A 24,318-nucleotide genomic window follows, 5' to 3' on the forward strand; every position below is an offset into this window, starting at 1 on the left:
GTCACAGGGGCGTGTGCGCGTCAGGCGGCCACCGGCGTCCGCTTCGACGCCGTCTCGTCCTCGCGCTCGCCGCGCGAGGCGAAGAGGCGGTCGAGACCGAGCGCGCCCGAGCCGGTGAAGACGAACAGGAGCATGGCCCAGCAGAAGATCGCGGAGGCCTCTCCGCCGTTCTGCAGCGGCCACAGGGCCTCCGGCTGGTGCACCTTGAAGTAGGCGTACGCCATCGAGCCCGACGAGATGAACGCCGCGGCGCGGGTGCCGAGGCCGAGGGCGACCAGGGCGCCGCCGACCAGCTGGATGACGGCCGCGTACCAGCCGGGCCAGGTGCCCGCGTCGATCGTGCCGCCGCCCATCGCGCCGCCGAGCACTCCGAAGAGCGATGCGGCGCCGTGGCAGGCGAAGAGCAGTCCTATGACGATGCGGAAAAGCCCGAGGGCGTAGGGCTGGGCGCTGTTGAGACGTCCAGTCATGGGGGGTCTCCTTCGGTTTTCGGGGACGGTAACCGAGCGGAGGCCCAAGGTTAGGGGTACCTAATCAATGCTTGCAAGTTCAACATCTGGCCATTCGGGCGATTCCGCTTCCCTCGCGGACGGGATCACTCCCGCCGGGGAGGGGATCTCCGCTGTCCCTGCCGCCGTCCGCAGCACGGCCCGCGCCACCGCGTCCGCGTCCGACAGAGTCACCGAGTCGACGCCCGGCCTGGCCCCCGCTGCTGTCACCCAGTGCACACCTTCCGTCGGCACTCCGAACGCGAACCTCCTTGAGTGGAAACGACCTTGACGGTCAATCAGGTGATAGGGGCGGGGCGTGACGTCGACGCCTCCGGTCTCGTAGCCGTCGACGACATGGGCGCGGCACTGGCCGGTCTCGAGGAGCCGCCCGAGCAGCTCGTCCGCGGTGCGCCGCACGTCCGGTTCGGGGAGCCGGGCCTCGATGACTGTGGTGACGGACACAGTCGACCCCGGCACGTCGGGGGAGTGCGCGAGATACGCCCCGTCCGCGGGCCGCACGTCGAGACGCGGGCCGAGCACCTCGACGACGCCCGCCTCGATCAGCGCAGTCATCTCCTCGATGCGGCGCCGGGGCGGGCCGATCGAGAGGAAGGCGTTGAGGGGCGTGTACCAGCGGTCCAGGTGCTCGCGGCGGGACGCCCCGGCCAGGCCGCCGTGGTCGAGGATGAGGCGGAGTTCGTTGCGCAGATCGCGCAGTACGTCCAGGGCGGACTTCAGCGGGCTCGCGACGTTGCCGAGCGCGGCCTGCGCCGTGTCCTCGCGCAGATACGCGAGCAGCCAGGCGCGGAAGTCGTCCGGGGAGCGGAAAATATGGCCGAAGTAGGGCTGTGCAAGCCGGTCCCAGGACCACCGTGCGGCCTCGGGTATCCCGAACTCGTCCAGCACCAGGTCCTCTTGAGGGCTGTGGTGCGGCGCCGCGAGGAAGGCGTCCCGGAAGTCCGTGGCCCGCTCGGCGGGTCGGGCGAGGGCGGTGTAGTAGACCGTCTCCACTTCCTTGGCGACGAGCGGCCATATCTCGTCCAGGAAGTCCGGGGCGTCACCGCTGTCCGCGCGCTTGCGGAAGCGGGCTATGACGTCGGAGGTCAGGACGAGCGGCTCGTGCCGTCCGTACGCGCCCTTCGCGTTGTCGCCGCGCGCCTGGTAGGGGATGCCGCGGCGCGACCCCGCGTACAGCTTCGGCTCGTGCCCCGATGGCTGATAGTGCAGACCGCCCCCCGGCGCGGGGGAGAAGCGTCCGCCGCGGCCCCGCGTCAGGAGCGCCATGTGATCGAAGAAGTTCAGGCCGAGGCCGCGCAGCAGGACGCGTTCACCGGGGGCCACGGCCGACAGGTCGATGTCGGCGGGGTTGGCCGGAGGTATGTGGCGCAGGCCGTGCCGTGCGGCGTGCGCGGCGAGGTGCTCCTGCCGCTCGTCGCTGACCGCGGGGAGGTGGCCCTGCGCGAGGACGACGGCGTTGAGCCCTGACAGTTCACGGCCGTTGTCGAGTACGAGGGTCTGGGCGCCGTCGCCCGAGCCGTCCGCGGAGTCGAGGCGTACGGCGCGTGCCGCGTGCACCTCGACCCGGACCGTTCCGGGTGCGCCACGCAGTGTCTCGGCGAAGACCCACTCCAGATAGCGGCCGTAACAGGCGCGCGTCGGATAGTCGTCAGGGCCGAGCCCCGGCGCGTGACCGGCGGCGGCCCACGCGTACAGGCTCGGACCCGGCCGGATCGGCCCGGCGCAGTCGACGCTCTCGTCGGTGAAGAGGGTCACCTGCGAGGCGACCGTGTTCATGAGCAGCTCGGCCGGCTGGGCGGTCCGCCAGACGCGTCCAGGGCCCGGGGGCGAGGGGTCGACGACGTGGACCGTCAGCCGTGCCCCCGGCGGCAGGAGTTCGGCTGCGGAGGCACAGAGGCGTTCCAGGACGCTCGTGCCACGGGGCCCCGCGCCGACGACGGCGACAGCGATGTCATGTGCCGGTGCGGCCGCTGCGGATGGTGCGGACAAGGGCGTGACTCCCGGGCGTACGAGGGGGTGGTGGGGGGCGTGGGGGTAATGGGACTGATGGGGCTGATGTGAGTGTGGGGTGTTGGGGAAAGGCGTGGGGCGATGGAAGCGGACGGTCCGCCTCATCATGCCGCCGGAAGTCCCGAAGTCGAACCCCGAAGCGGAGGATCGTCAGACGGGTGTGGCCCGTGTCACGTGACTCTTGCGGGGGCCCGGTCGCCTTTGCGTGGCTATGTGAACCAGCGGGGCTATGGGGACTAAAGGGAGTACAGGCTCACGAAAGCCGGGATTCCTGCGTCGTCGCGAGCCGTACGCCCGCGCCCTTCACCGCCTGCGCCTGATCGAGCCGCACCTCCGCCGAACGGCCCCGCAGCGTCAGTGTCATGAGCTGGTTGCCGAACCAAGGTCCGCCCGTCTTGCGCCACTTGATGGCGGCACGGGCTATTCGTCCGTGCCGTACGAAGCGGCGGCCCAGGGCGCGGCCCACCCTGCTCCAGCCGAAGTGGAAGCCCAGCTTTATCGACGCGGGGATGGAGTTGTGGACGGGGGAGCACGTCAGCTGCAGGACACGGGCGTCGGGACCGCCGCCGTCCGGCCAGGTCGGTTCCGCGATGTACGCGTGGTGGACGTCGCCGGAGAGCACGCACACCGTCGCCGGGGCGCCCGGCCCCGTGCCCGCCTCGGCGATCAGGTCCGTCAGCGCGTCGAAGGACGAGGGGAACGCCGCCCAGTGCTCCAGGTCCGAACGCCTGCGCAGGTTCTCGCCGAAGCGGGCCCAGCGCGCGCCCCGTTCGCCACGGCACAGCGCGGCGTTCCAGCCCTCGGCGTCATGGATGAGATGCGGAAGGAGCCAGGGCAGCGACGTACCGATCAGGAGGTGGTCGTAGCCACGGGTTCCATCTGAGCTGCCACCCGCGCCACCCGTGCCGTCGAGGACCTGTTCGCGCAGCCAGCGGGCCTCGTCCGGATCGATCATCGCGCGGTTCTGCTCGTCCAGGACGCGCGCCGCCCGTGTGTCGACCATGAGCAGGCGTACGCGGCCGAAGTCCCTGCGGTAGCTCCACCGGGTCGCCGCGGCGTCGGCGTCGGAGGCGGAGGCGAAGGCCCGCAGCGCGTCCGTGCCGTCCGGCGCCGTGCGCAACTCGGCATACAGCTCGTCCCGCTCGAGCTCGGCGGGCGGCAGATTGCCGAGGTGCTGGTAGACCCAGTACGACATCAGGCCGCTCAGCACACGCTCGCGCCACCAGGGCGTCGCACGCATCTCGGCGAGCCAGGCCGCACTGGTGTTCCAGTCGTCGATGACGTCGTGGTCGTCGAAGATCATGCAGCTGGGCACGGTGGAGAGCAGCCACCGGACCTCGGGGTCGAGCCACGATTCGTAGTAGAGGTGGGTGTACTCCTCATAGTCCGCGACCTGGTCGCCCGGCGGGTCGTTCAGGTTCCGCCGTGCCGCGAGCCAGCGGCGGGTCGCCTCAGACGTGTTGTCCGCGTACACCTGGTCACCCAGGAGCAGCAGGACGTCCGGTCGGTCGGCGTCCGTGCCGTTGGCGATACGGGCGGCCAGGGTGTCCAAGGCGTCGGGTCCGACGGGGTCGTGCTCCCCGCTCGGCGGGGCCGCCCAGCGGCAGGAGCCGAAGGTGACACGGAGCGCCTCGTCGTCGCCCTCGCCCGGCGTGCGGATGGTGCTCGGCGGAAAGGGAGAGTTCGGCAGTGGCCACACGGGGGCGTCGCTGTCGCCGAGCCGCACCTCGTACGCGGTCTCCGCGCCCGGGCGCAGCCCCGTGACCGGGATGAGCGCGTAGTGGTGGCCCGCGATCTGGAACGTGTTCGCCGTGCCCTTGGCGCCGTCCTCGCACCGCACCTCGGCGGTGCAGGGACGGTCGGTCTCGACCCAGACCGTCGCCGTCGAACCGTCGACGTACCTCAGCAGCGGACCCAGGCGCAGCCGTGCCACGATGATCACTCTCCTCCGTCGCCCCGTAGGGTACGGAACGACGGAGGCCGGTGGCGAGGTTCCGGGGATTCCCGCTGGTTACAGGCCCGTGACGTGACTGCCTGCGGGCCGGTGACCTCAGCAGCCGTTGAGGATCGAGGACAGCTTGCTCTTCTCCTCCGCGTTCACCGTGAGGCTGTAGTGGTGCTTCACGTCCACCCACATCCGCGCGTAGTAGCAGTGGTACGACGTGGTGGGCGGCAGCCACTCGGCCGGGTCCTTGTCGCCCTTGGCCTGGTTGACGTTGTCGGTGACGGCGATCAGCTGCGGGCGGGTGAGGTCGTTGGCGAAACCTTCCCTCTGGGTGTTGGTCCAGCTGCTCGCGCCGGACTTCCAGGCCTCGGAGAGCGGGACGACGTGGTCGATGTCGACGTCGCCCGCCGCGGTCCAGGTACCGCCGTCGTAGGGGGACTTCCAGGTACCCGATGTGGCCGCGCAGCTGGAGTCCTGCTGGACGTTCGTGCCGTCGCGCTTGAGGACGACCTCGCGGGTGTTGCAGGCGCCGGACTGGGTGCTCCAGTGCGGGAACTTCTCGCGGCTGTAGCCGTCGGAGGAGCCCTCGGCCTTCTCCGTCAGCTGGCCCAGGTAGGTGCGGGCGGTGGCGGCGGAGACAGGTGCCGGGGGAGCGGCCTGGGCGGGCGCGCCGGTGAGCAGGGCCGCGCCGGAGGCGAGCGCGGTCAGGGCGGTGAGGGTGGCGAGGCGTCGACGCGCGTAGACAGCGGACATACGAACTCCCTGGATGTGGGGGGATGTTGGCCGTTGGGGTGGCCATGCTGACGCGGTGGGGTTTCCGGTGGATGTGCGTCAAGTGACAGGGTCGCGTCAATCGGGTGGTCAGTTCAAGAGTTCTGGCGCCGTGTCATGTCCATTCATCTGTACGGGAGTTGACGAACGGGTGTCCGAGAGCCCGGAAAATGTGGCCCGGGTCACTTCTCCGGGGGTCGAAAGGCCCTGGTCCGGGGTGCGCGGACGTCCCGTACGATGGATGGCGCAGAAGGGGAGTAGCTCTTCGCCGGACCGTCGACATACTGCTCAGCTCGTCTGAGCCGGCGCCCGGAGGCAGACCCCGTCATCGACGTGGTCGGCCAGCGAGACCTTCGGCAAGCAGTGCCCGACGTACATGACCGTGTACGTCCGTGTGTGCTGCCGTGCCGAGGTGTCGTACGTGATGTACAGATTGCTCTCGGTGGGGCAGCCCCGACCGATTGAGGAACCTTGATCAGCATCAGCGTGATGGCGCTCGTCTTCGGCGTCGTCTTCCTTGCCGAACTCCCGGACAAGACAGCGCTGGCCGGGCTCGTCCTCGGGACGCGCTACCGCGCCTCGTACGTCTTCGTCGGGGTCGCGGCCGCCTTCGTCGTCCATGTCGTGCTCGCCGTGGCGGCGGGCAGTGTCCTTACGCTCCTGCCGCAGCAACTCCTTCACGCGCTCACCGGCGTCCTCTTCCTCGGCGGGGCGGCGATGCTGCTCCTGAAGGGCGGCGAGGACGAGGAGGAGGTCCGCGAGCCCAAGGACCAGAGCTTCTGGAAGGTCTCCGGGGCGGGCTTCATGCTCATCCTGGTCGCGGAGTTCGGTGATCTGACGCAGATCATGACCGCGAACCTCGCCGCCCGGTACGACGACCCGCTCTCCGTGGGCCTGGGTGCGGTGCTCGCGCTGTGGGCGGTCGCCGGACTCGGGATCGTCGGCGGAAAGGCCCTGATGAAGCGCGTGCCGCTCTCGCTCATCACCAAGATCGCCGCGCTCCTTATGCTGGGGCTCGGGCTGTGGAGCCTGTACGAGGCGATTGCCTGAGGCGCCTGATCGGCGCCTGTAAGGGGTGTGACCTGCGGTGCTGGCGTCCGGAGGCCCCTTTTTGTATCCTGGCGGAACAAAGTGGCTCCGCCCGTGTTCCCTGACCGGCGGGCGGGGCTGCCTTGATTCTTTCGCGACCCTTCCGCGATCTTTCCTCCGCGGAAGCTCTCTCTGTGCTCTGGAGTGCGCCGATGACGGCTGAGACCGCCCCTGTTCTGACCACCCGGGCCCTCCTCCTGGACATGGACGGAACCCTCGTCAACTCCGACGCGGTGGTCGAGCGCTGCTGGCGGCGCTGGGCCGAGCGGTACGGACTCGACTTCGACGAGGTCATCAAGGTCGTCCACGGGCGCCAGGGGTACGCCTCGATGGCGGTGCTGCTTCCGGAGCGGCCCATGGAGGAGAACTACGCGGAGAACCGCGAGATGCTGGCCGCCGAGACCGCGGACATGGAGGGTGTCGTTCCGGTCCCGGGCGCCGCAGCCTTCCTGGCGTCGCTCGACGGGCTGCCGCACGCGCTCGTGACGTCCGCCGATGTGCCGCTGTCCACCGGGCGGATGGCCGCGGCCGGTCTTTCGCTTCCCGCTGTGCGCGTTACCGCGGAGAGCGTGGGAGCGAGCAAGCCCGACCCTGAGGGGTTCCTCAAGGGGGCCGCCGAGCTGGGGTTCGACCCTGCTGACTGCGTCGTCTTCGAGGACTCCGGGGCGGGGATCGCCGCGGGGCTCGCGGCAGGTATGCGGGTCGTGGGGATCGGTCCGCGGGCCGGGGAGTTCGGGCCCACCGTGCATGTTGACGACTTGACCCAGGTCCGGGTCACCGCTGCTGAGGGCGGGGCGCTTCAGCTGACGTTCGGCTGAGGCTCGACGCAGGCTCGGCCGACGTCCGGATCAGGCTTCTTGGCGCCTGGCACCTACGCGGTGCCGGGCGCCTTGCTGTTCGGCGCCCGGCACCGGAGGTGGGTCCGTGGGGCGGCTACCGCGGCTCCCGATGCTGTCGCGGTTCCGACGTCTCCGCCTCGAGTGCCGCCCGCGTCTCCTCCCCGTAGACCCCCTTCTCGTCCTTCTGCGTTCCCCGGGCGAACTGGAAGCGGGCCACCGCGTCCGTGACCGGGGCGTTGTAGGTGCCGTCGGCCTCGCCCATGTACAGGTACAGCTGTTGCAGGCGGAGCTGGAGTTCCTCGACCTCCGGGCCTTTGTCGCCCTGGCTCAGGACTGTGCCGCCCGACGGCGCGTCCGACTTCACCGAATCCGTTGCCCGCTCTGTCGAGCGGCTCGGCGGCCGGGTGGGCCTCGCCTTGTCCGAGGCGGTGTGCGACGGGGACAGGGACGGGCTCGCCTTGGGCGACGTGGACGGGGACGTGGCCGAGGGCGAGGACGCACGCGCTGAGGACTGCGCGGAATCCGTCGTCGGCGTCGACTCACCGGCGGAATCGGACGGAGCGTTCACCGCACGTGTCGCCACGTCCGGCAGCGCCTGATCGTCCCGCTGCGGCTTGTCGGGCGGGAGCAGCACCGCCGCGAGCACCGCGACGGTCACCACGGCCACCGCGCCCACACCCGCGTACAGGCCGATACGGACGCGCCGCGGCTCCGGTTCCTCGTCGTACGGCAGAGGTGGCGAGGGCGGTGACGAGGACGGGGACAGGTGCGGGCCGTCCTCCGCCGCGCCGCCCTCCGACTCGCTACCCGCCGACTCACCACCCGCCACGAACAGCCCCACATCCGCCGACTGCGGTGAAGCCACCGTCTCCGGCGGCAGAGGGAGCGAGGGGGCAGGTTCAGGTTCAGTCCCGTCCGCCGGGCCGGGCTCCGACAGCGTCACATAGGGACGTATCCGCAGCGGATCGAAGTCCTCCGCCGCGGCGGCGTCCGCGGACCTCGCGTCCCGCGCCGCGTCGGCGGCCCGCTCCGTACAGCCGCAGGCAGGCGCGCCGCCCTGCTCCCGCGACGTACCGCATTCGGGGCATAACCGGCCGCCCCGTTCGTCATCGGCGCCGTTCGGACGCCTTTCCGCGCTGCTCACCTTGCGCACCCCACCCCTAGAGAACACCAGCGATTATGCAGATCCCCGCCTCAACAGGCCATAAGGGGTCCAACGGACGAGGATGGAGGAGGATGGGGAGGGAGAGGTCCCCGCGGGCACGCAGGAGGCACGCAGGAGCTCTCAGGACACGCAGGAGCCCTCAGGAGGTGTGTGTCCATGACGCAGGACGCCAGCGCCCGCCCCGAGGAGCCGGAGCCGGATCCCGAGCCGGAACCGAAGCCGGAGGCGGAGCCGGATACCGTCCCCGCCCCGTCGGACGGGCACGCGCACGGCGGCGTACTGGTCTCCATCGGCGCGCTGCTGCTCGGCATGCTGCTCGCCGCCCTCGACCAGACCATCGTCTCGACCGCGCTTCCCACCATCGTCAGCGAGCTCGGCGGCATGGAGCACCTGTCCTGGGTCGTCACCGCGTACCTGCTCGCCGCGACGGCGGCGACGCCGCTCTGGGGCAAACTCGGCGACCAGTACGGCCGCAAGAAGCTGTTCCAGCTGGCCATCGTGATCTTCCTGATCAGCTCGGCCCTCTGCGGCATGGCGCAGAACATGCCGCAGCTCATCGGCTTCCGCGCGCTGCAAGGCATCGGCGGCGGCGGTCTGATGGTCCTGTCGATGGCGATCGTCGGCGACATCGTCCCGCCGCGCGAACGAGGCAAGTACCAGGGTCTGTTCGGCGCCGTCTTCGGCGCCACGAGCGTCCTCGGTCCGCTGCTCGGCGGCCTCTTCACTGAGCACCTCAGCTGGCGCTGGGTCTTCTACGTCAACCTGCCCATCGGCGTCGTCGCGCTCGTCGTCATCGCCGCCGCCCTGCACATCCCGGTGCGCTCGACGAAGCACACCATCGACTACCTCGGCACCTTCCTGATCGCGGCCGTCGCCACCTGCCTCGTCCTGGTCGCCTCGCTCGGCGGCACCACCTGGGGCTGGGGTTCGCCGCAGATCATCGGCCTCGCGGTGCTCGGCGTCGTGCTCGCCGTGGCCTTCGTGTCCATCGAGCGCAGGGCCGCCGAACCGGTCATTCCGCTGAAGCTGTTCCGGGTCAGGACGTTCACGCTCTCCGCGATCATCAGCTTCGTGGTCGGCTTCGCGATGTTCGGCGCGATGACCTACCTGCCGACGTTCCTCCAGGTCGTCCAGGGCGTCTCGCCGACGATGTCGGGCGTGCACATGCTGCCGATGGTGCTCGGCATGCTGATCTCGTCGACCGCGTCCGGCCAGATCGTCAGCCGCACGGGCCGCTGGAAGGTGTTCCCGGTCGCGGGCACCGGCATCACGGCGATCGGCCTGCTCCTCCTCCACCAGCTCAGCGAGAACAGCGGCACGGGCGAGATGAGCGCCTACTTCTTCGTCTTCGGCTTCGGGCTCGGCCTGGTCATGCAGGTCCTGGTGCTCATCGTGCAGAACGCGGTCCCGTACGGGGATCTGGGCGTCGCCACCTCAGGCGCGACGTTCTTCCGCTCCATCGGAGCCTCGTTCGGTGTCGCCATCTTCGGCACGATCTTCGCCAACCGGCTCGTCACCAAACTCTCCGACGCCGTCGCGGGACAGCAGTTGCCGCCCGGCGTCAGCGCCGACTCCCTGAAGGCCGACCCGCGCGGCATCGCCGATCTCCCGGCGACGCTGCGCCCCGGCATCCTGCACGCGTACGCGTCGTCCATCACGGACGTCTTCCTGTACGCGGCGCCGGTGGCCCTGGTCGCCTTCGTCCTCGCCTGGTTCCTGCGCGAGGACAAGCTGCGCGGCTCGGTCACGGCGCCCGATCCGACGCAGACGCTCGCCAGCAACCCCGTCGAGCGTTCCTCGTACGACGAGGTGGCGCGGGCGCTCTCGGTCCTCGGCACGCGGGAGGGCCGCCGCGAGATCTACGTGCGCATCACCGAGCGCGCGGGCTACGACCTGCTGCCCGCCGCCAGCTGGCTCCTGCTGAGGATCAGCCGCCACGGCCACGTCGAACCGGCGGCGCTCGCCGATCGCAGCACCGTGCCGCTTTCCGTGATCACGGCGGCATCCCGCCAGGTCGAGGAACGCCGCCTCGCCCGGCGCGAGGGAATGGGCCTGACCTTGACCGACGAGGGGCGGACAGCGGTAGCTGCCCTGGCCAAGGCCCGTGAGGAGTCCCTCGCCGAGCTGCTCGGCGACTGGTGGGGCCCCGACCGGCCCACCGACCTGGTCAAGCTCGTCGAGGAGCTCGGCGCCGAGATGTGCGGCTCGGACGCCGAACGGCCCTATGAGAGCGGGTCGCCGGAGCGCGGCCTCGCGGCCTGAGCGGCGCCCCTCCCGGCTTCTGCTGCTCTCAACCGGCTTTCGGGGCCAGCTTCTTGGCGTACCAGCACTCGGCGTACATCCGCTCGGTGAGCGGCTCGCTCTCCTCGTAACCGTGCCGCGCGTAGAGCGCCCTGGCCTCGACCAGATCGAGGCGCGTGTCGAGGATGACGCGCTCTGCCCCGAGCGCGCGGGCCGCGTCCTCCGCGGCGGCGAGGAGAAGCGCGGCGCCGCCCTTGCCGCGCATGTCCTCGCGGAGGAAGACGCGCTTGAGCTCGGCGGTACTGACCCCCTTCATGTCGCCCATGAGCCGCACTCCGGCCGTCCCTGCGGGCTCGCCCTCGTAACGGGCGACAAGGAGTAGGCCGGTAGGCGGACGGAGATCGTCGCCGGTCTCCGCCGCGACCTCGCGCTCCAGCTCTTCGGGCGCCGTCTTTCGCCCCTCGTGGAGGAGGTAGTACCGGTCGCTGACCTCCGTGTAGTACGAGCGCCAGAGCGCCGCGGCGACAGGGGAGCCGACGGCTTCGGGGGCGACGGTCCAGGAGGTGGGGGCTGCTCTGGTGCTGGGATCGATATGGCTCATGGGGGCCATTCTCAGGAGGCGACTGCCGTACTCCGCAAACGAATTACGGCGCCCAATACTTACTGATGCCTTCTTGGGGTGTGCGAGGCGTCAGATGTGCGAGGCGTCAGTCCTTGCGCCCCGTCGCGGCGACGCTCACGCCGAGCCCGATCATGGTGAGCCCGCCGACCCCGCCGATCATCGAGAGCCGCCGCGGCGAGTGCGCGAACCAGCCGCGCGCGGTGGCGGCGGCCAGGCCCCACACACTGTCGGACGCCACGGCGATGGCATTGAAGACGAGGCCGAGCACCAGCATCTGCAGCATGACGTGCCCCTGCCCGCGGTCGACGAACTGCGGAAGCACGGCGGCGAAGAAGACGATGGTCTTGGGGTTGGCCACACCGACCGCGAACCCTTCCCACAACGTACGCAGACCGCTGTGCGCGGGTCCTTCACCGGTGAACGCGGCGTGCAGCGAGGCACGTTGACGCACCGCCTTGACCCCCAGATACACCAGGTAGGCGGCGCCGAGCAGCTTGAGCGCCGTGAACACGACGACTGAGCGCTCCACGACGGACCCGACCCCGAGCGCGACGGCCACGACGAGTACGTACGCGCCGATCGTGTTCCCCACCACTGTGGTCAGCGCGGCACGGCGCCCCTGCGCCAGCGCCCGCCCGATCACGAACAGGACGCTGGGCCCGGGAATCACGATCAGCAGGAACGACATGGCGGCGAAGGCGAGTATCCGGTCGGTGGACATCATGGGTCCCATCGCACCATGGGGGCGGTGCGCGCCGGTATCGCTTTTCCCGCTCCTGGCCGCCTGGCCGCTCCCGCTCGTTCCTGGAGGCCTTCCCGCCCGCTTCTAGCTCTTGGGCGCGGCCTGCTGCACGACCTCGAACGACCACACGGCGGAACTGGTCGAGGCAGGCTTGGGCCGCTCCCCGCCGGCTGCGCCGCCGCCCTGGTGGGCCGACTTCATGGGGCCTTCCATCCACGCCTTGAACGACTCCTCGTCACGCCACCGCGTGTACACCAGGTAGTCGTCGGTGCCCTCGATGGGGCGCAGCAGCTCGAACCACTCGAAGCCGTCGGAGTTCTCCACGGCGCTGGCGCGGGACGCGAAGCGCTGCTCGAGGGTCTCCCGCTGTTCCGCGGGAACGGTCAGCACGTTGATCTTTACGATGCTCATGCGCCCATCCTCGCGCATGCCCCCGACGCGCTCGGTCCGGGTGGCCTGCGTTCGGTCATAGGTTCATTGCCCCGAGGGCCCGTGCTTTCGCGCGGGAGGCGACTTAGGATGCGGCGGCGCGGTGCGGAGCGCCTTGAGGTGCGCTCCGGGGGTGCGCGTCCGGTTCGGCGAGAGTGGGGGAGCGTACGTGCTGGAGTTGACCATGGCCTCATTGGCCGGGGCGGACGAGGGGGCGACCGCGGGCATGCTCATGGCGGACGCGCCGAGCGCACCAGGTGCCGTGTTGCGGGTGGGGCGCGACGGCGGTGTGTGCCGTCTAGTGCCACCCGATGACTGGCTGTTCGTGTCGCGTACGCATCTGGAGTTCCGCTGCGGGCCCGACGGGTCCTGGACCGTCACCTGGCTGCGCGGATCACATCCCGAGCCCGCGTCGGAGGTACGGCTCACGGTGGGCGGGGTCCCGTCGCCTCTTGAGTACGGAGGGACGGCGCCGCTGCCCCGGGGCGGGGTCGGCGATGTCGTCATCCGCGATCGTGCCGGGCCGCGCAGCGTGAACGTCGGCTTTTATCACGAGGGTTGAGGGCGGTGGGTTGAGGGCGGTGGGGGAGGAGTGAAGGGGGCTGAGGGGTTGTCGGGCTCGGAGGGTCAGTCCAGTACGCGGGCCAGGGCCAGGCCGTCGTAGCCCTTCGTGCCCACCGTCTGCAGTGCCGTGCCGCTCAGCCTGGGGTGTCGGGCGATGAGTTCGAGCGCCTTGCGCGTGCCCTGCACGCTGGGGTCGGTGCTGTCGGCGTCGGCCACCTCGCCGCCACGTACGACGTTGTCGACGATGATCAGGCTGCCGGGGCGGGTCAGCTTGAGCGACCACTCCACGTAGTGTGGGTTGTTCGCCTTGTCCGCGTCGATGAAGACCAGGTCGAAGGGTGCCGTGTCCTCGGCCACCAGCGCGGCGAGCGAGTCGACGGCCGGGCCCACCCGGACCTCGGTGAGCTTGTCGAGGCCGGCGCGGGCGAGGTTGCCGCGGGCCACGTCGGCGTGGACCGGGGAGTACTCCAGGGTGATCAGGCGGCCGTCCGCGGGCAGGGCGCGGGCCAGCCAGATCGTGCTGTAGCCGCCGAGCGTGCCGATCTCGAGGATGCGGTGCGCGCCCTGGATCTGGGCGAGGAGCTGGAGCAGCTTGCCCTGGTTCGGGGCGACGCTGATCTGCGGGAGACCGGCGGCGTCGCTGTCGTGCAGGGCCGCGGTCAGTGCCTCGTCGGCGGGGGTGAGCAGGCCGGTGAAGTAGGTGTCCACCGCGGTCCATTGCTGCTGGGTCATGAGGGCCTTTCCGGGTGTTCGTTAGGTTCGCTAACGATGTTAGTGGGGTGAGGGTCGATTGTCAGTGGCGACTCGCATACTGGGGTCGTCGGGCCGGGCCGGCCGGACATGGGCCTTGGGAAGCGGGGGGCTGGCATGACGTACGGAACCGGGCAGGTGTTGCCCGCGGTGGCGATCAGGGGGCTTGCCGATCGATGGCTGCCGCTGTTGGCTTCGCCGGGCAAGGAACAGGGGAGCGACGCGGGTGCGGGGGACTTCGTGTGCTCGCCCGCCGGGCTGTGGCTCGCGCTTGCCGCCGTCGCGGTGGGGGCGCGGGAGGAGACCGCCGGGGAGCTGCGGGAGTTGCTCGGCGTCGCGGGTGAGGAGGCCGCCGGTGTGGTCTCGGGAGCCGCGCGGGTGCTGGCCGGCACGGACGCGATGGCCGTCGCCACCCGGGTGTGGAGCAGGGTTCCGGTGTACCGCGCCTATCGGGAAGCGCTGCCGGACGTGGGATTCGGGCCGATGGATCCGGACGGCATCGACGCGTGGGTGCGGGAGGCGACGGACGGTCTGATCGAGCGGCTGCCGGTGGTGATCACTCCGGATGTGCTGCTTGTTCTCGTCAACGCGCTTGCGCTCAAGGCGCGTTGGGAGATCCCCTTCGAAGGGGCGGGCACACGCGATCAGGACTTCACGGACGCGCTCGGCCTGCGGCACCGGGTGCCCACCATGCATCGGCCCGTTCCGCTGAACTGCGCCTGGACGGTGGGCGGCGCGAGCGTCGTCGAGCTGAAGTGCCGCGCGCAGGGCGGCCGGGAGCCCGCTCGGGTGCGTTTCGTGCTCGGTGAGCCGGGTGCCGGGGCCGCCGAGGTGCTGCCGCTCGCGTGGGCGCCGGAGGGGCGGTGGACCGGGATCGACGCCGAGCAGATCAACATGGCGTTGCCGCGGCTTTCCTTGCGGACGCGGATCGATGCGACGGAGCAGTTGGCCGAGCTCGGCGTGCGGTGGGCCATGAGCGAGGGGGCCGACTTCTCCGGGATGTCGCCGGAGCGGCTCGCGATATCGCAGGTGGTGCAGGAGGCGGTGGTGAAGGTTGCGGAGGAGGGGGTTGAGGCTGCGGCGGTTACGGCTGTGCCTATGGCGCCGGGCGGGGCGTATGTCCCTCGACGGATCGAGTGGATCGCCTTTAACCGGCCCTTTGGGGTTGTGGTGCTTGACGGGGCGGGGGAGGTGCCTTTGTTTGCGGCTTGGCAGGCCGGGGTGCCGGGGTGAGGGCGGGCCCTGCGGGGCTTTCCCCAACCCCGCCCCATCCCGGCTGTGACATTTGCGGCTCCGCCGCGGGCCGCTGCGCGGGGGCCTTGGTTGCCGTCATCACCGGCTTCGCCGAGTTCGTCCTCAAACGCCGGACGGGCTACTTCTCCACCGCCGGTGGCGAGCCTGGCAGCGGCCTGCCCGCGCTCTCCGTCATGAACCACACCGCGATGCCGCCCACCACGGCCGCGGCCATCATGTAGTACGCGGGCATCATCATGTTCCCCGTCGCCCCGATCAGCGCCGTCACGACCAGCGGTGTCGTGCCTCCGAAGATCGACACGGAGATGTTGAAGCCGATGGAGAGCGAGCCGTAGCGGACCTTGGTCGGGAAGAGGGCGGGGAGTGTCGACGGCATCGAGGCCGTGAAGCAGACCAGGAGCAGGCCCAGCGCCGCCATGCCGAGGGCGATCGCCCAGAGCGAGCCCTGGCGGATCAGGAGCAGGGCGGGGACGGAGAGGAGCAGGAAGCCCACGCAGCCCGCCGCGATCACCGGGCGGCGGCCGACGCGGTCGGTCAGCGCGCCCGCGAACGGCTGGACGCACATCATCAGCGCCATCACGGCGAGCACGACCAGGAGCCCGTGCGTCTCGTCGTACTTCAGCTCGCTCGTCAGATAGCTCGGCATGTATGACAGCAGCATGTAGTCCGTGACGTTGAAGACCAGGACCAGGCCCATGCACAGGAGCAGCGCCTTCCACTGGCCCGTGACCATGTCACGCAGGCGCACCTTCGGGCGGGACTGCTCGTCCTTGTGCGACTTGGCGAGCTCCGACGCGAACGCGGGGGTCTCCTCGAGGCGCATCCGCAGGTACAGGCCGATCAGGCCCATCGGGCCCGCGATCAGGAACGGGATGCGCCAGCCCCAGGTGAGGAGGTCCTCGGTGGACAGGAGCGCCGTCATCAGGGTCACAAGACCCGCTCCGCCGATGTAACCGGCGAGGGTGCCGAACTCCAGCCAGCTGCCGAAGAAGCCCCGCTTCTTGTCGGGGGCGTACTCGGCGATGAAGGTGGACGCGCCCGCGTACTCGCCGCCGGTCGAGAAGCCCTGCACCAGGCGGGCGATCAGCAGGAGGATCGGGGCTCCCACGCCGATGGACGCGTAGGAGGGGATCAGGCCGATCGCGAAGGTTCCCGCGGCCATCATGATCATGGTGAGGGCGAGGATCTTCTGGCGGCCGATGCGGTCGCCGAGCGGCCCGAAGACCATGCCGCCGAGCGGGCGGATCAGGAACGCCGCCGCGAAGGCGCCGAAGGTGGAGAGCAGCTGGGCCGTGGGGTTGCCCGACGGGAAGAAGACCTTGCCGAGCGTCACGGCGATGTAGCTGTAGACGCCGAAGTCGAACCACTCCATCGCGTTGCCGAGAGCGGCCGCCTTCACCGCCCGCTTGACCAGTGCCGGGTCGACGACCGTGACCTCCGCCGACGAAGGCGTGGACGGCGCGGACGGCGGGGCCTGTGTCTGCGGAGCTACGGGCGCGACGGGTGTGGCTGCCGGCAAGGGTTCGCTCGCCTGCCTCTCGGTTGACGACAAGGACAGAGCCGCCCAGCTGGGGGCGGCTCGAAAACGACCATAGGTGTAGACAGCATCATTACGTTGGGTACCCGGTCGGACGCGCACTGTCCGGAAAGTGCTGCTATCCAGGGCGAATGGTTCCGCTTGTGGAGGCGGCGAGAAGGCGTCCTTGTGATCTATGTCGCGGCTTGTACGGGGAACCGCGCCCCTGGGGCCCGGCAGTCATCTCATGTGCAGGGGGTGGACGGTTCATGGAGATCCGGCGGCAGTCGGGCGAAACCGGCCAGTTAGGAAGTCCGTACGAAAGCCGGTAGAAAGCGGTGTGGCCGCCAGGTGAAATGAGGGTTGCGCGCGTCTCTCCTGAGGGCGCGAGCCTTACGAAGCCGGCTGCACACCCTGCAGTCGACCGGCACATCTCGGGGCCGACGGAGAACTCCCGGAGCCGACCGGACGTTGGGACCGAGCAGAGGATCACGAGCGGGGCGGGAGGGCAGACGACGCGTGGCGAATGTTGAGCACGGAGGACCGGGAAATGCCTTTGGGGCCGGAGGGCCCGGTACGCCAAGGGCACGGATCGGGGTGGTCCGTGTCGCCCTCTGGCTGATGGCCGCCGTACTGGCGCTGCGGCAGCTGATCGTCGTGCTGCGTACGCCGGAAGGGGAGCGGCTCACCGATCTGGAGACCTGGATCGGCCCGGAGGGCGTCCTCCATGTGAACGGCTCCTTCTACGACACGGACAAGTTCACCGGCACCCCCTTCGCAGGCCTCGTGCTCAAGCCGTTCTCCCGCGCGGCCGAGCAGGCGCTCGGCTGGGGCTGGACGTTCGGCACGCTGGCCCTGGTCGTGGTCCTCGGCATGGTCGCGGCGCGCGCCCTTCCACAGCCCGTGGCCCGGCGCACCTCGCTGCTCGCCGCGCCCGTCGCGATCTGCCTCCTGATGCTGTCGCTCCCGGTGCGCAACACCCTGTACCTGGGCCAGACCAGCATCATCCCCGTACTCCTCGTCCTGCTCGGGTGCTTCGCGGTCCGCGGGGAACGGGCCAGCGGCATCCTCATCGGCATAGCGGCCGCGCTCCAGCCCACCGTGCTGCTCTTCGCCGCCCTGTTCTGGTTCACAGGACGCAGGCGCGCATCGCTCTCCACCGGCGCCACCTTCCTCGCCTGCACGGCGCTCGCCTGGGCCGCGATGCCGCACGACTCCTGGACGTACTGGGTGCACCACCTGGCGGGAGCGGGCCTGGGCGCGAGCCCCGGCAGTCTCGCCAACCAGTCGCTGCACGGCGCGCTGCTCCGGTTCGGCCTCGAAGGGCCGCTGGAGATCGGCCTCTTCGTCGCCCTGGGCGTGGCCGTCATCGGGTTGGGCCTGCGCCGCGCCGTCCGTTACGCCAAGGACGGACAGCTCCTCCTTGCCGTCGCGATCACCGGCTGCGTCGCGGTCGCGGTCTCGCCCACGACCTGGCAGCACCAGCTCCTCTGGGTGCTGCTCGCGGTGGTCGGCAGGGTCGGCAAGAAGCAGTCCGACCGGTACATGTGGCCCGTGGCCGTCGTCCTCGTCTCGACGCTGCCCGCGAAGATGATGCTGCCGAACATGCCGGTCGTGGAGCCCATCCGCGACAACATCGTGCTGATCGCCGCGCTCGCCGCGGCCACCGTCGTGCCGTTCCTGTCCCGTACGGCCCCGCAGTACCAGGCGCCCATCCCCACCGACTACGCCAAGCCCGCCCCCGCGCGCTGGAGTTGGGTGCCGCTGCTCCCGTTCTGGCGCCGGGTCACCACCCGGCCGAACCTGCTGCTCGAACTGCTCCTGATCCGCGTCGGCTACTCCGCCTACCAGCAGGCGCGGCTCGCCGCGACGGGCGGCACCAACTCCGGCGGGCGGGCCACCGCCGAGCAGCACGGCGCTCAGATCCACTCGATCGAGCAGTTCCTGCGGATCGACATCGAGCACTGGGTCAACCACGCGGTGACGAAGGTCAGTTGGCTCGAGGAGTTCTTTAACTTCTACTACACGTCGTTCCACTTCGTGGTGCCGCTGACCGTCCTCGGCGTGCTCTACGCCCGGCGCCCCGCCGACTACCGCTGGGCACGCTCCGCCCTCGGCTTCGCGACGGTCCTCGCGCTCGTCGGGTTCTGGCTCTACCCGCTGGCCCCGCCGCGCCTGATGCCCGGCCTCGGCTTCATCGACACGGTCCACGGCGTGCAGGACTTCAGCAAGCCGGAGTACGGCACGCTGACCGCGCTCACCAACCAGTACGCGGCGATGCCCTCGCTGCACTTCGGCTGGTCGCTGTGGTGCGGTGTGGTGATCGTGGCCCTCGCACCGAAGTGGTGGATGAAGGCCCTCGGCCTGCTGCACCCGCTGTTCACGGTCTCCGCGATCGTCGCCACCGGAAACCACTGGGTCCTCGACGCCGTGGGCGGCGCGACCGTCGTGGGCGCCGGCTTCGGCCTCGGCTATCTCCTCGCCGGGCCCCGGGTGGGCAGGAGCAGGACCCTGAAGGTGGCGACGGGAGCGGAGCCGGTCACGGGCGCGAGGCCCGTCATCGACATGTCGAAGGACTCGGCGAAGGACCGTACCCCGAGCTGATCTTGTACGTCCCCGGCGTGGACACCGTGAGCCGGGTGAAGTCGCCGTGCCGCTTCAGGCAGGCTCCCTCTGCCCGAAGCCACGGCGAGTACACCAGGCGCAGCGTCACGGGCTCGCGGGTGGGAACGCGGACCACCATGGCCGAGCCGGTCGACTGCACGACGGACGCGGGCTTCGACACCATCGGAACCGGGTCCTTCACCCGGAACACCCGCCAGTGCGCGTCCCGCCACACCGGCTCCAGCCACTTGGGGCCACTGGCGACAAGGGCGGCCTCGTCCTCGGCGAACCCGTCCGGCTTGCCCGACGGCAGCACCACGTAGCCGACCGCCCACTTGTCCAGCCACGCCCGATAGGTCGTGGCCGAGAAGGACCCGTCGTAGAAGAGGCGGCCACGCTCGATGTCGAGCTGCCGGTTCCAGCCGCGCGCCATGTTCACGTACGGGGCCAGGGCCGTGGCCTCGCGGTGATTGCGGGCCGGGACCACCTCCACGCGCCCCCGGTCGGCGCCGAGGCGCTCCAGTTCCTCCACCACGCCCTTGGTGTCGGCGGCCCACTCGGGCACGGTCGTCGACACCGTCAGATCGTCCGCCGTCTTCTGTCCCACCCAGGCCGTGGACAGGGCGAGCGCGATGATGAGCACGGCCCGGCGTACGCGGGACAGCGAGGGCATCAGGAGCGCGGCAAGCAGCACGGCGGGCGCGAGCAGTTCGGCGAGGCGCTCCACGTTCGTGCCGATCGGGGACGGGATGAGATACGTCAGGACCGTCCCGGCCGCGTACACCGCGGCTCCCCACCGCAGCACCCGCCACTCGCGCGGCGCCGCCACGATGAGCGCGAGGCTGAACGCCACGGGCGGGAAGATCCGGTCGAACGGCATCAACTGCTCGCCGTTGAAGGGGAAGAGGACGGTCGTCGCCCCCACGACCACCACCGGCGGCACGATGAGCGCCGCGGCCCGCCCCCAGTCACGTACGAGGAAGTAGGCGGCGCCCGCCACCACGAGGAAGAGGCCCGCCACCGGGCTGGACATGGTGGCGAGGGCCGCGCACACCACGGCGGCTCCCACGCGCCGCTCCCGCACGAGCACCAGACACGCGGCGAACCCGAAAGCGATACCGAGCGCGAACGTGGTGCGCCCCGACGCGACGTTGCACCACACCGCGAGCGAGGCGAGCACCGCGGGCCACAGCGGGCGCCGTATCCCGGTGCGTTCGATCAGCGCGGCGACCAGCCAGGCCCCGGCGACGCCCGACACCACCGTCACCGTCTTCACGCCCAGGGCGGCCATCAAGTAGGGGGAGATCAGGCTGTAGTTGGCGGTGTGCATGCCGCCGTACCAGAACAGGCCGTACGCGGACGCCCCGTGCTCGGAGGCGAAACGCGCCCAGGCCTCCTGCGCCGCGAGGTCGCCGCCGCCGGTGGCGAGGAACGCCGCCCACACCGCGTACAGCGGAAGCGTGGGCAGGGTGGCGAGGAGCGGTATCCGGTAGCGGCGGCGGAATTCGCGGAGGGAGGTCTTCCGCTCCTTGGGCGCGCTGCCCGACGGCGCGAGAGAGAGATCGGCGGAGACCACGGCGACCGTTTCCGTTCGAAGTCTTGGAGAGACAAAAGGAGGCAAGAAGAGGCAAGGTTTGCTTCTCAAGACGCGTAACGCAACGGAAACGTTGGCTGCGGGCGGCACCTGGCCGGATATGCCCCTGGCTGTGGCCGACGGCCGGGGGCGGCAGGGGAGAGCGGGTGGTGGCCAGGGGGAGGCAGGGGCGGGGGCGTAGGGAAGAGTCGCTCCTGCCTCCCTGGCGGCAGGTCAGCCGGTGTTGACCTGCAGTTCCTTGACGCCGTTCAGCCAGGCCGAGCGGAGTCTGCGGGGGTCGGAGACCAGACGGAGATTGGGCAGGGCGTCCGCGATCGCGTTGAAGATGAGGTTGATCTCCAGGACCGCGAGTGACTTGCCGAGGCAGAAGTGCGGGCCACCGCCGCCGAACCCCAGGTGCGGGTTCGGGTCACGGGAGATGTCGAACTTCTCCGGCTCGTCGAACACTTCGGGGTCGTTGTTGGCCGAGGAGTAGAAGATGCCGACGCGGTCGCCCTTCTTGATCGTCACGTCGCCGAGCTCGGTGTCCTGGGTCGCGGTGCGCTGGAAGGAGACGACGGGGGTCGCCCAGCGCACGATCTCCTCGGCGGTGGTCTCCGGGCGCTCGCGCTTGAAGAGTTCCCACTGCTCGGGGTGCGTGAGGAAGGCGTGCATGCCGTGGGTGATGGCGTTACGGGTCGTCTCGTTTCCGGCCACCGCGAGCAGGATGACGAAGAAGCCGAACTCGTCCGATGAGAGGTTGCCTTCGTCCTCGGCCGCCACCAGCTGGCTGACGATGTCCTTGGCGGGGCACTCCTTGCGGGCGGCGGCGAGGTTCATCGCGTACGAGACGATCTCCATGGCCGCCTCGGCGCCGACCTCCTCGGTGATCGCGTACTCCGGATCGTCGTAGGCCGCCATCTTGTTGGACCAGTCGAAGATCTTCGTCCGGTCGTCCTGGGGTACGCCGATGAGCTCGGCGATGGCCTGGAGGGGGAGTTCGACGGCGACGTTCGTGACGAAGTCGAAGGAGCCGTCGGACTTGGCGTTGGCCAGGGCCGCCTCGACGATGGAGCCCGCGCGGTTGCGCAGGGCGTCTTCGAGCGAGCGTATGGCGCGGGGCGTGAAGCCGCGCTGCACGATCTGGCGGACCCGCGTGTGCTCGGGCGGGTCCATGTTCAACATGATCATCTTCTGGACCTCGATCTGGTCCCGGCTGATCGTCTCGTTGAAGCGGATGACCGCGGTGTTGAGGTTGGAGGAGAACAACTCCGGGTGCGTGGAGATGTACTTGACGTCCTCGTGCCGCGTGACGGCCCAGTAGCCCGCGTCGTCGAAGCCGGAGATGCGCGGCGGCTGGGCGATCCAGCGCACCGGTTCCGTCTGCCGCAGCTGGGCGAACTCCGGCAGGGGCACGCGCTCTTGGAGCAGGTCGGGGTCGGTGAAGTCGAACCCGTCGGGCAGCGCTGGACAGGGCATCGGCAACTCCAGTAGTTCAGGTCCGGCAGCTTCGGAGTACTTCTGACGGGCTTCTGGCGGGTGTCTGACGGGTGTCTGACGGTCCATCAGGAGATGCCCGCAAGGTAGTAACGGGTTCTACAAGAGGCAAGGCCCGCGACGAGCCGTCTTTCGTGCAGGTACTGCGCAAGGTGCGTGCAAGCCCCTTGCGGTGCCGGGCTCCGGCTCAGCAGACTGCATACAGAACTAGAACGCGTACTAGTTCTCCGTGTGGGTGCCGGGACGCCCCCGCGGGATGTGGATGGAGAGGACGCCCATGGCCGCGGAACCTGTCATCGTCGAAGCCGTACGCACCCCCATAGGTAAGCGCGGCGGCGCGCTCGCCAATCTCCACCCCGCCTATCTGCTCGGCGAGACCTACCGGGAGCTCCTCGGCCGCACGGGCATCCACGCCGACTGTGTCGAGCAGATCGTGGGCGGCACCGTGACCCACGCCGGTGAGCAGTCCATGAATCCGGCGCGCACGGCCTGGCTCACGATGGGCCTTCCGTACGAGACCGCCGCGACGACGGTGGACTGTCAGTGCGGCTCGTCGCAGCAGGCGAGCCACATGGTCGCGAACATGGTCGCGGCCGGTGTCATCGACGTGGGGATCAGCTGCGGCGTCGAGGCGATGTCACGGGTGCCGCTGGGGTCGGGCTCCAAGCACGGTCCTGGCAAGCCGTTCCCCGAGGAGTGGAACGTAGACCTGCCCAATCAGTTCGAGGCGGCCGAGCGGATCGCCCGCAACCGGGGTCTCACGCGGGAGAACGTCGACTCGCTCGGCCTCATCTCGCAGGAGCGGGCCGGCACCGCATGGGCGGAGGAGCGCTTCAAACGCGAGACGTTCGCCGTCCAGGTCCCCACGACGGAGGAGGAGCAGACCGCCGGGCAGGGCATGTGGCGGCTCGTCGACCGGGACGAGGGGCTGCGGGACACGTCGATGGAGGGCCTTGAGCGGCTCAAGCCGGTGATGCCGACCGCCGTGCACACCGCGGGCAACTCCTCGCAGATCTCGGACGGCGCGGCGGCGATCATGTGGGCGTCGAAGCGGATGGCGCGTGCGCTCAAGCTGAAGCCGCGGGCGCGGATCGTGGCGCAGGCGCTCGTCGGAGCCGATCCGCACTTCCATCTGGACGGGCCGATCGACGCGACGCGGGCGGTCCTCGGCAAGGCGGGGATGTCCCTGAAGGACATCGACATCGTGGAGATCAACGAGGCGTTCGCCTCGGTGGTCCTGAGCTGGGCGCAGGTCTTCGAGCAGGACCTGGAGAAGGTGAACGTGAACGGGGGCGCGATCGCCCTCGGGCACCCGGTCGGGGCGACCGGGGCGCGCCTGATCGCCACCGCTCTGCATGAGCTGGAGCGCCGCGACAAGGAGTTCGCGCTGATCACGATGTGCGCGGGCGGGGCCGTGGCTACGGGGACGATCATTCAGCGGCTCTGAGCGGGTCGAGTCCTCGCGTACGACGAAGGCGGCCGCCCCCTCTCCGGGGGTGGCCGCCTTCGTGTGGTTCAGGGGGTCCCTGAGGCTCAGTAAGAGCCGTTGGCCTGCCAGTGGTTCCACGCGCCGACCGGGCTGCCGTAGCGGTCGTTCATGTAGTCGAGGCCCCACTTGATCTGGGTCTCGGGGTTGGTCTTCCAGTCCGAGCCCGCCGACGACATCTTCGAGGCGGGCAGGGCCTGGACCAGGCCGTAGGCGCCGGAGGAGGAGTTCGTGGCCTTGTGGTTCCAGCCGCTCTCGTGCTCCACGATCTTGCTGAACGCCTTGTACTGAGCGGGGTCCTTGATCATCTTCTTCGCGATCGCCTGCGAAGAGGAAGGCGCCGCGGCGGGGGCGGCGGCCGGAGCCGCGGCCTTCGCCTCGGTCGGGGCGGCGGCCTGGGCCGCGCCCGCGCTGAACACCATGCCGGTCGTGGCGACGGCCACGGCGGCACCGGCGAGGGCCTTCTTCGGAGTGGCGATACGGCGGAAAAGCGTGGCGGACAAAGCGTGACCTTCCGTGGGGAACATGGTGTCGCGGGCATGCCGTGGGCCACGGGGGTGTGGCTGGGGGAATGCGTCGGCGCCTGGGGCCTGAGCCGGTGGCGCTGTGCGACTCGATCCAGAGAAACAGGGCTGAGGCGTCTCCGCAATGACCCCTTTTACTAGTGGATGTCGCATGCAGGAAGAAGGTCCTTCGTGTGACGTGGCTCTCA

At 70.0% G+C, this 24,318-nt stretch carries 20 protein-coding genes; 7 read left to right on the top strand and 13 right to left on the bottom strand.

What is annotated here, in order from left to right; all coding sequences use genetic code 11:
* Positions 1-20: 20 nt before the first annotated feature.
* The 4 genes from ACFQ7F_RS18350 to ACFQ7F_RS18365 form a co-directional block, all read right to left on the bottom strand.
* The gene (locus tag ACFQ7F_RS18350; protein WP_383271513.1) at positions 21-470 is read right to left on the bottom strand and encodes a DoxX family protein; all 450 of its coding nucleotides are present in this window, start codon (positions 468-470) and stop codon (positions 21-23) included.
* Between the two features lie 60 nt (positions 471-530).
* Positions 531-2,498: an FAD/NAD(P)-binding protein gene (locus ACFQ7F_RS18355; protein WP_383271515.1), complete on the bottom strand. Its 1,968-nt coding sequence runs from the start codon at positions 2,496-2,498 to the stop codon at positions 531-533.
* 274 nt (positions 2,499-2,772) lie between these two features.
* Positions 2,773-4,452 (bottom strand): alkaline phosphatase D family protein, encoded by a 1,680-nt coding sequence (locus ACFQ7F_RS18360; protein ID WP_383271517.1) that lies wholly within the window; start codon positions 4,450-4,452, stop codon positions 2,773-2,775.
* Positions 4,453-4,569: 117 nt separating this feature from the next.
* Positions 4,570-5,217, bottom strand: a complete 648-nt coding sequence (locus ACFQ7F_RS18365; RefSeq protein ID WP_383271519.1) for an HNH endonuclease family protein — start codon at positions 5,215-5,217, stop codon at positions 4,570-4,572.
* Positions 5,218-5,706: 489 nt separating this feature from the next.
* Between ACFQ7F_RS18365 and ACFQ7F_RS18370 the strand changes: the two genes are divergently transcribed.
* Positions 5,707-6,285 carry a TMEM165/GDT1 family protein gene (locus ACFQ7F_RS18370; protein ID WP_383271521.1) on the top strand — a complete coding sequence of 193 codons (579 nt, stop codon included), beginning with the start codon at positions 5,707-5,709 and terminating at the stop codon, positions 6,283-6,285.
* 191 nt (positions 6,286-6,476) lie between these two features.
* A complete protein-coding gene (locus ACFQ7F_RS18375; RefSeq protein WP_383271523.1) occupies positions 6,477-7,142 on the top strand; it encodes an HAD-IA family hydrolase in 666 nt (221 codons plus the stop codon).
* A 115-nt stretch (positions 7,143-7,257) separates the two neighbouring features.
* On the opposite strand, the gene ACFQ7F_RS18380 is transcribed toward ACFQ7F_RS18375, so the two are convergent.
* Positions 7,258-8,307, bottom strand: coding sequence for a peptidoglycan-binding protein (locus ACFQ7F_RS18380; RefSeq protein ID WP_383271525.1), 1,050 nt, complete (start codon positions 8,305-8,307; stop codon positions 7,258-7,260).
* Positions 8,308-8,484: 177 nt separating this feature from the next.
* On the opposite strand from ACFQ7F_RS18380, the gene ACFQ7F_RS18385 reads away from it, so the two are divergent.
* Positions 8,485-10,590 (top strand): DHA2 family efflux MFS transporter permease subunit, encoded by a 2,106-nt coding sequence (locus ACFQ7F_RS18385; RefSeq protein ID WP_383271527.1) that lies wholly within the window; start codon positions 8,485-8,487, stop codon positions 10,588-10,590.
* A gap of 28 nt (positions 10,591-10,618) precedes the next feature.
* On the opposite strand, the gene ACFQ7F_RS18390 is transcribed toward ACFQ7F_RS18385, so the two are convergent.
* The 3 genes from ACFQ7F_RS18390 to ACFQ7F_RS18400 form a co-directional block, all read right to left on the bottom strand.
* Positions 10,619-11,170, bottom strand: a complete 552-nt coding sequence (locus ACFQ7F_RS18390; protein WP_383271529.1) for a GNAT family N-acetyltransferase — start codon at positions 11,168-11,170, stop codon at positions 10,619-10,621.
* Between the two features lie 106 nt (positions 11,171-11,276).
* Complete coding sequence (locus ACFQ7F_RS18395; protein ID WP_383271531.1) at positions 11,277-11,924, bottom strand: LysE family translocator; 648 nt, start codon at positions 11,922-11,924, stop codon at positions 11,277-11,279.
* A gap of 93 nt (positions 11,925-12,017) precedes the next feature.
* Positions 12,018-12,344 (bottom strand): antibiotic biosynthesis monooxygenase family protein, encoded by a 327-nt coding sequence (locus ACFQ7F_RS18400; RefSeq protein WP_383271533.1) that lies wholly within the window; start codon positions 12,342-12,344, stop codon positions 12,018-12,020.
* A gap of 187 nt (positions 12,345-12,531) precedes the next feature.
* Here ACFQ7F_RS18400 and ACFQ7F_RS18405 point away from each other — a divergent pair, with 187 nt between their 5' ends.
* On the top strand, positions 12,532-12,924 hold the full coding sequence (locus ACFQ7F_RS18405) for a hypothetical protein (RefSeq protein ID WP_383271535.1): 393 nt from the start codon (positions 12,532-12,534) through the stop codon (positions 12,922-12,924).
* A 65-nt stretch (positions 12,925-12,989) separates the two neighbouring features.
* On the opposite strand, the gene ACFQ7F_RS18410 is transcribed toward ACFQ7F_RS18405, so the two are convergent.
* Positions 12,990-13,658 carry an O-methyltransferase gene (locus tag ACFQ7F_RS18410; RefSeq protein WP_383271537.1) on the bottom strand — a complete coding sequence of 223 codons (669 nt, stop codon included), beginning with the start codon at positions 13,656-13,658 and terminating at the stop codon, positions 12,990-12,992.
* A 135-nt stretch (positions 13,659-13,793) separates the two neighbouring features.
* On the opposite strand from ACFQ7F_RS18410, the gene ACFQ7F_RS18415 reads away from it, so the two are divergent.
* Positions 13,794-14,909, top strand: coding sequence for a serpin family protein (locus tag ACFQ7F_RS18415; protein ID WP_383271539.1), 1,116 nt, complete (start codon positions 13,794-13,796; stop codon positions 14,907-14,909).
* Between the two features lie 139 nt (positions 14,910-15,048).
* On the opposite strand, the gene proP is transcribed toward ACFQ7F_RS18415, so the two are convergent.
* Entirely contained in the window at positions 15,049-16,449 is a 1,401-nt protein-coding gene (gene proP, locus ACFQ7F_RS18420) for a glycine betaine/L-proline transporter ProP (RefSeq protein WP_383271541.1), read from the bottom strand.
* Positions 16,450-16,965: 516 nt separating this feature from the next.
* On the opposite strand from proP, the gene ACFQ7F_RS18425 reads away from it, so the two are divergent.
* The gene (locus tag ACFQ7F_RS18425) at positions 16,966-19,050 is read left to right on the top strand and encodes a bifunctional glycosyltransferase 87/phosphatase PAP2 family protein (RefSeq protein WP_383271543.1); all 2,085 of its coding nucleotides are present in this window, start codon (positions 16,966-16,968) and stop codon (positions 19,048-19,050) included.
* Here ACFQ7F_RS18425 and ACFQ7F_RS18430 read toward each other — a convergent pair.
* A complete protein-coding gene (locus ACFQ7F_RS18430; protein WP_383271545.1) occupies positions 19,004-20,626 on the bottom strand; it encodes a glycosyltransferase family 87 protein in 1,623 nt (540 codons plus the stop codon). The two genes, ACFQ7F_RS18425 and ACFQ7F_RS18430, sit on opposite strands and share 47 nt — an antisense overlap.
* 231 nt (positions 20,627-20,857) lie before the next feature.
* Positions 20,858-22,102, bottom strand: coding sequence for a cytochrome P450 (locus tag ACFQ7F_RS18435; protein ID WP_383271547.1), 1,245 nt, complete (start codon positions 22,100-22,102; stop codon positions 20,858-20,860).
* A 295-nt stretch (positions 22,103-22,397) separates the two neighbouring features.
* Here ACFQ7F_RS18435 and ACFQ7F_RS18440 point away from each other — a divergent pair, with 295 nt between their 5' ends.
* Positions 22,398-23,567, top strand: coding sequence for a steroid 3-ketoacyl-CoA thiolase (locus ACFQ7F_RS18440; RefSeq protein WP_383271549.1), 1,170 nt, complete (start codon positions 22,398-22,400; stop codon positions 23,565-23,567).
* 86 nt (positions 23,568-23,653) lie between these two features.
* Here the strand turns inward: ACFQ7F_RS18440 and ACFQ7F_RS18445 are convergent, their stop codons facing one another.
* Complete coding sequence (locus ACFQ7F_RS18445) at positions 23,654-24,109, bottom strand: transglycosylase SLT domain-containing protein (protein WP_383271551.1); 456 nt, start codon at positions 24,107-24,109, stop codon at positions 23,654-23,656.
* Between the last annotated feature and the right edge of the window lie 209 nt (positions 24,110-24,318).

The sequence above is a fragment of the Streptomyces sp. NPDC056486 genome (genome assembly GCF_042795295.1).
In the GTDB taxonomy this organism is placed as follows: Bacteria; Actinomycetota; Actinomycetes; order Streptomycetales; family Streptomycetaceae; genus Streptomyces.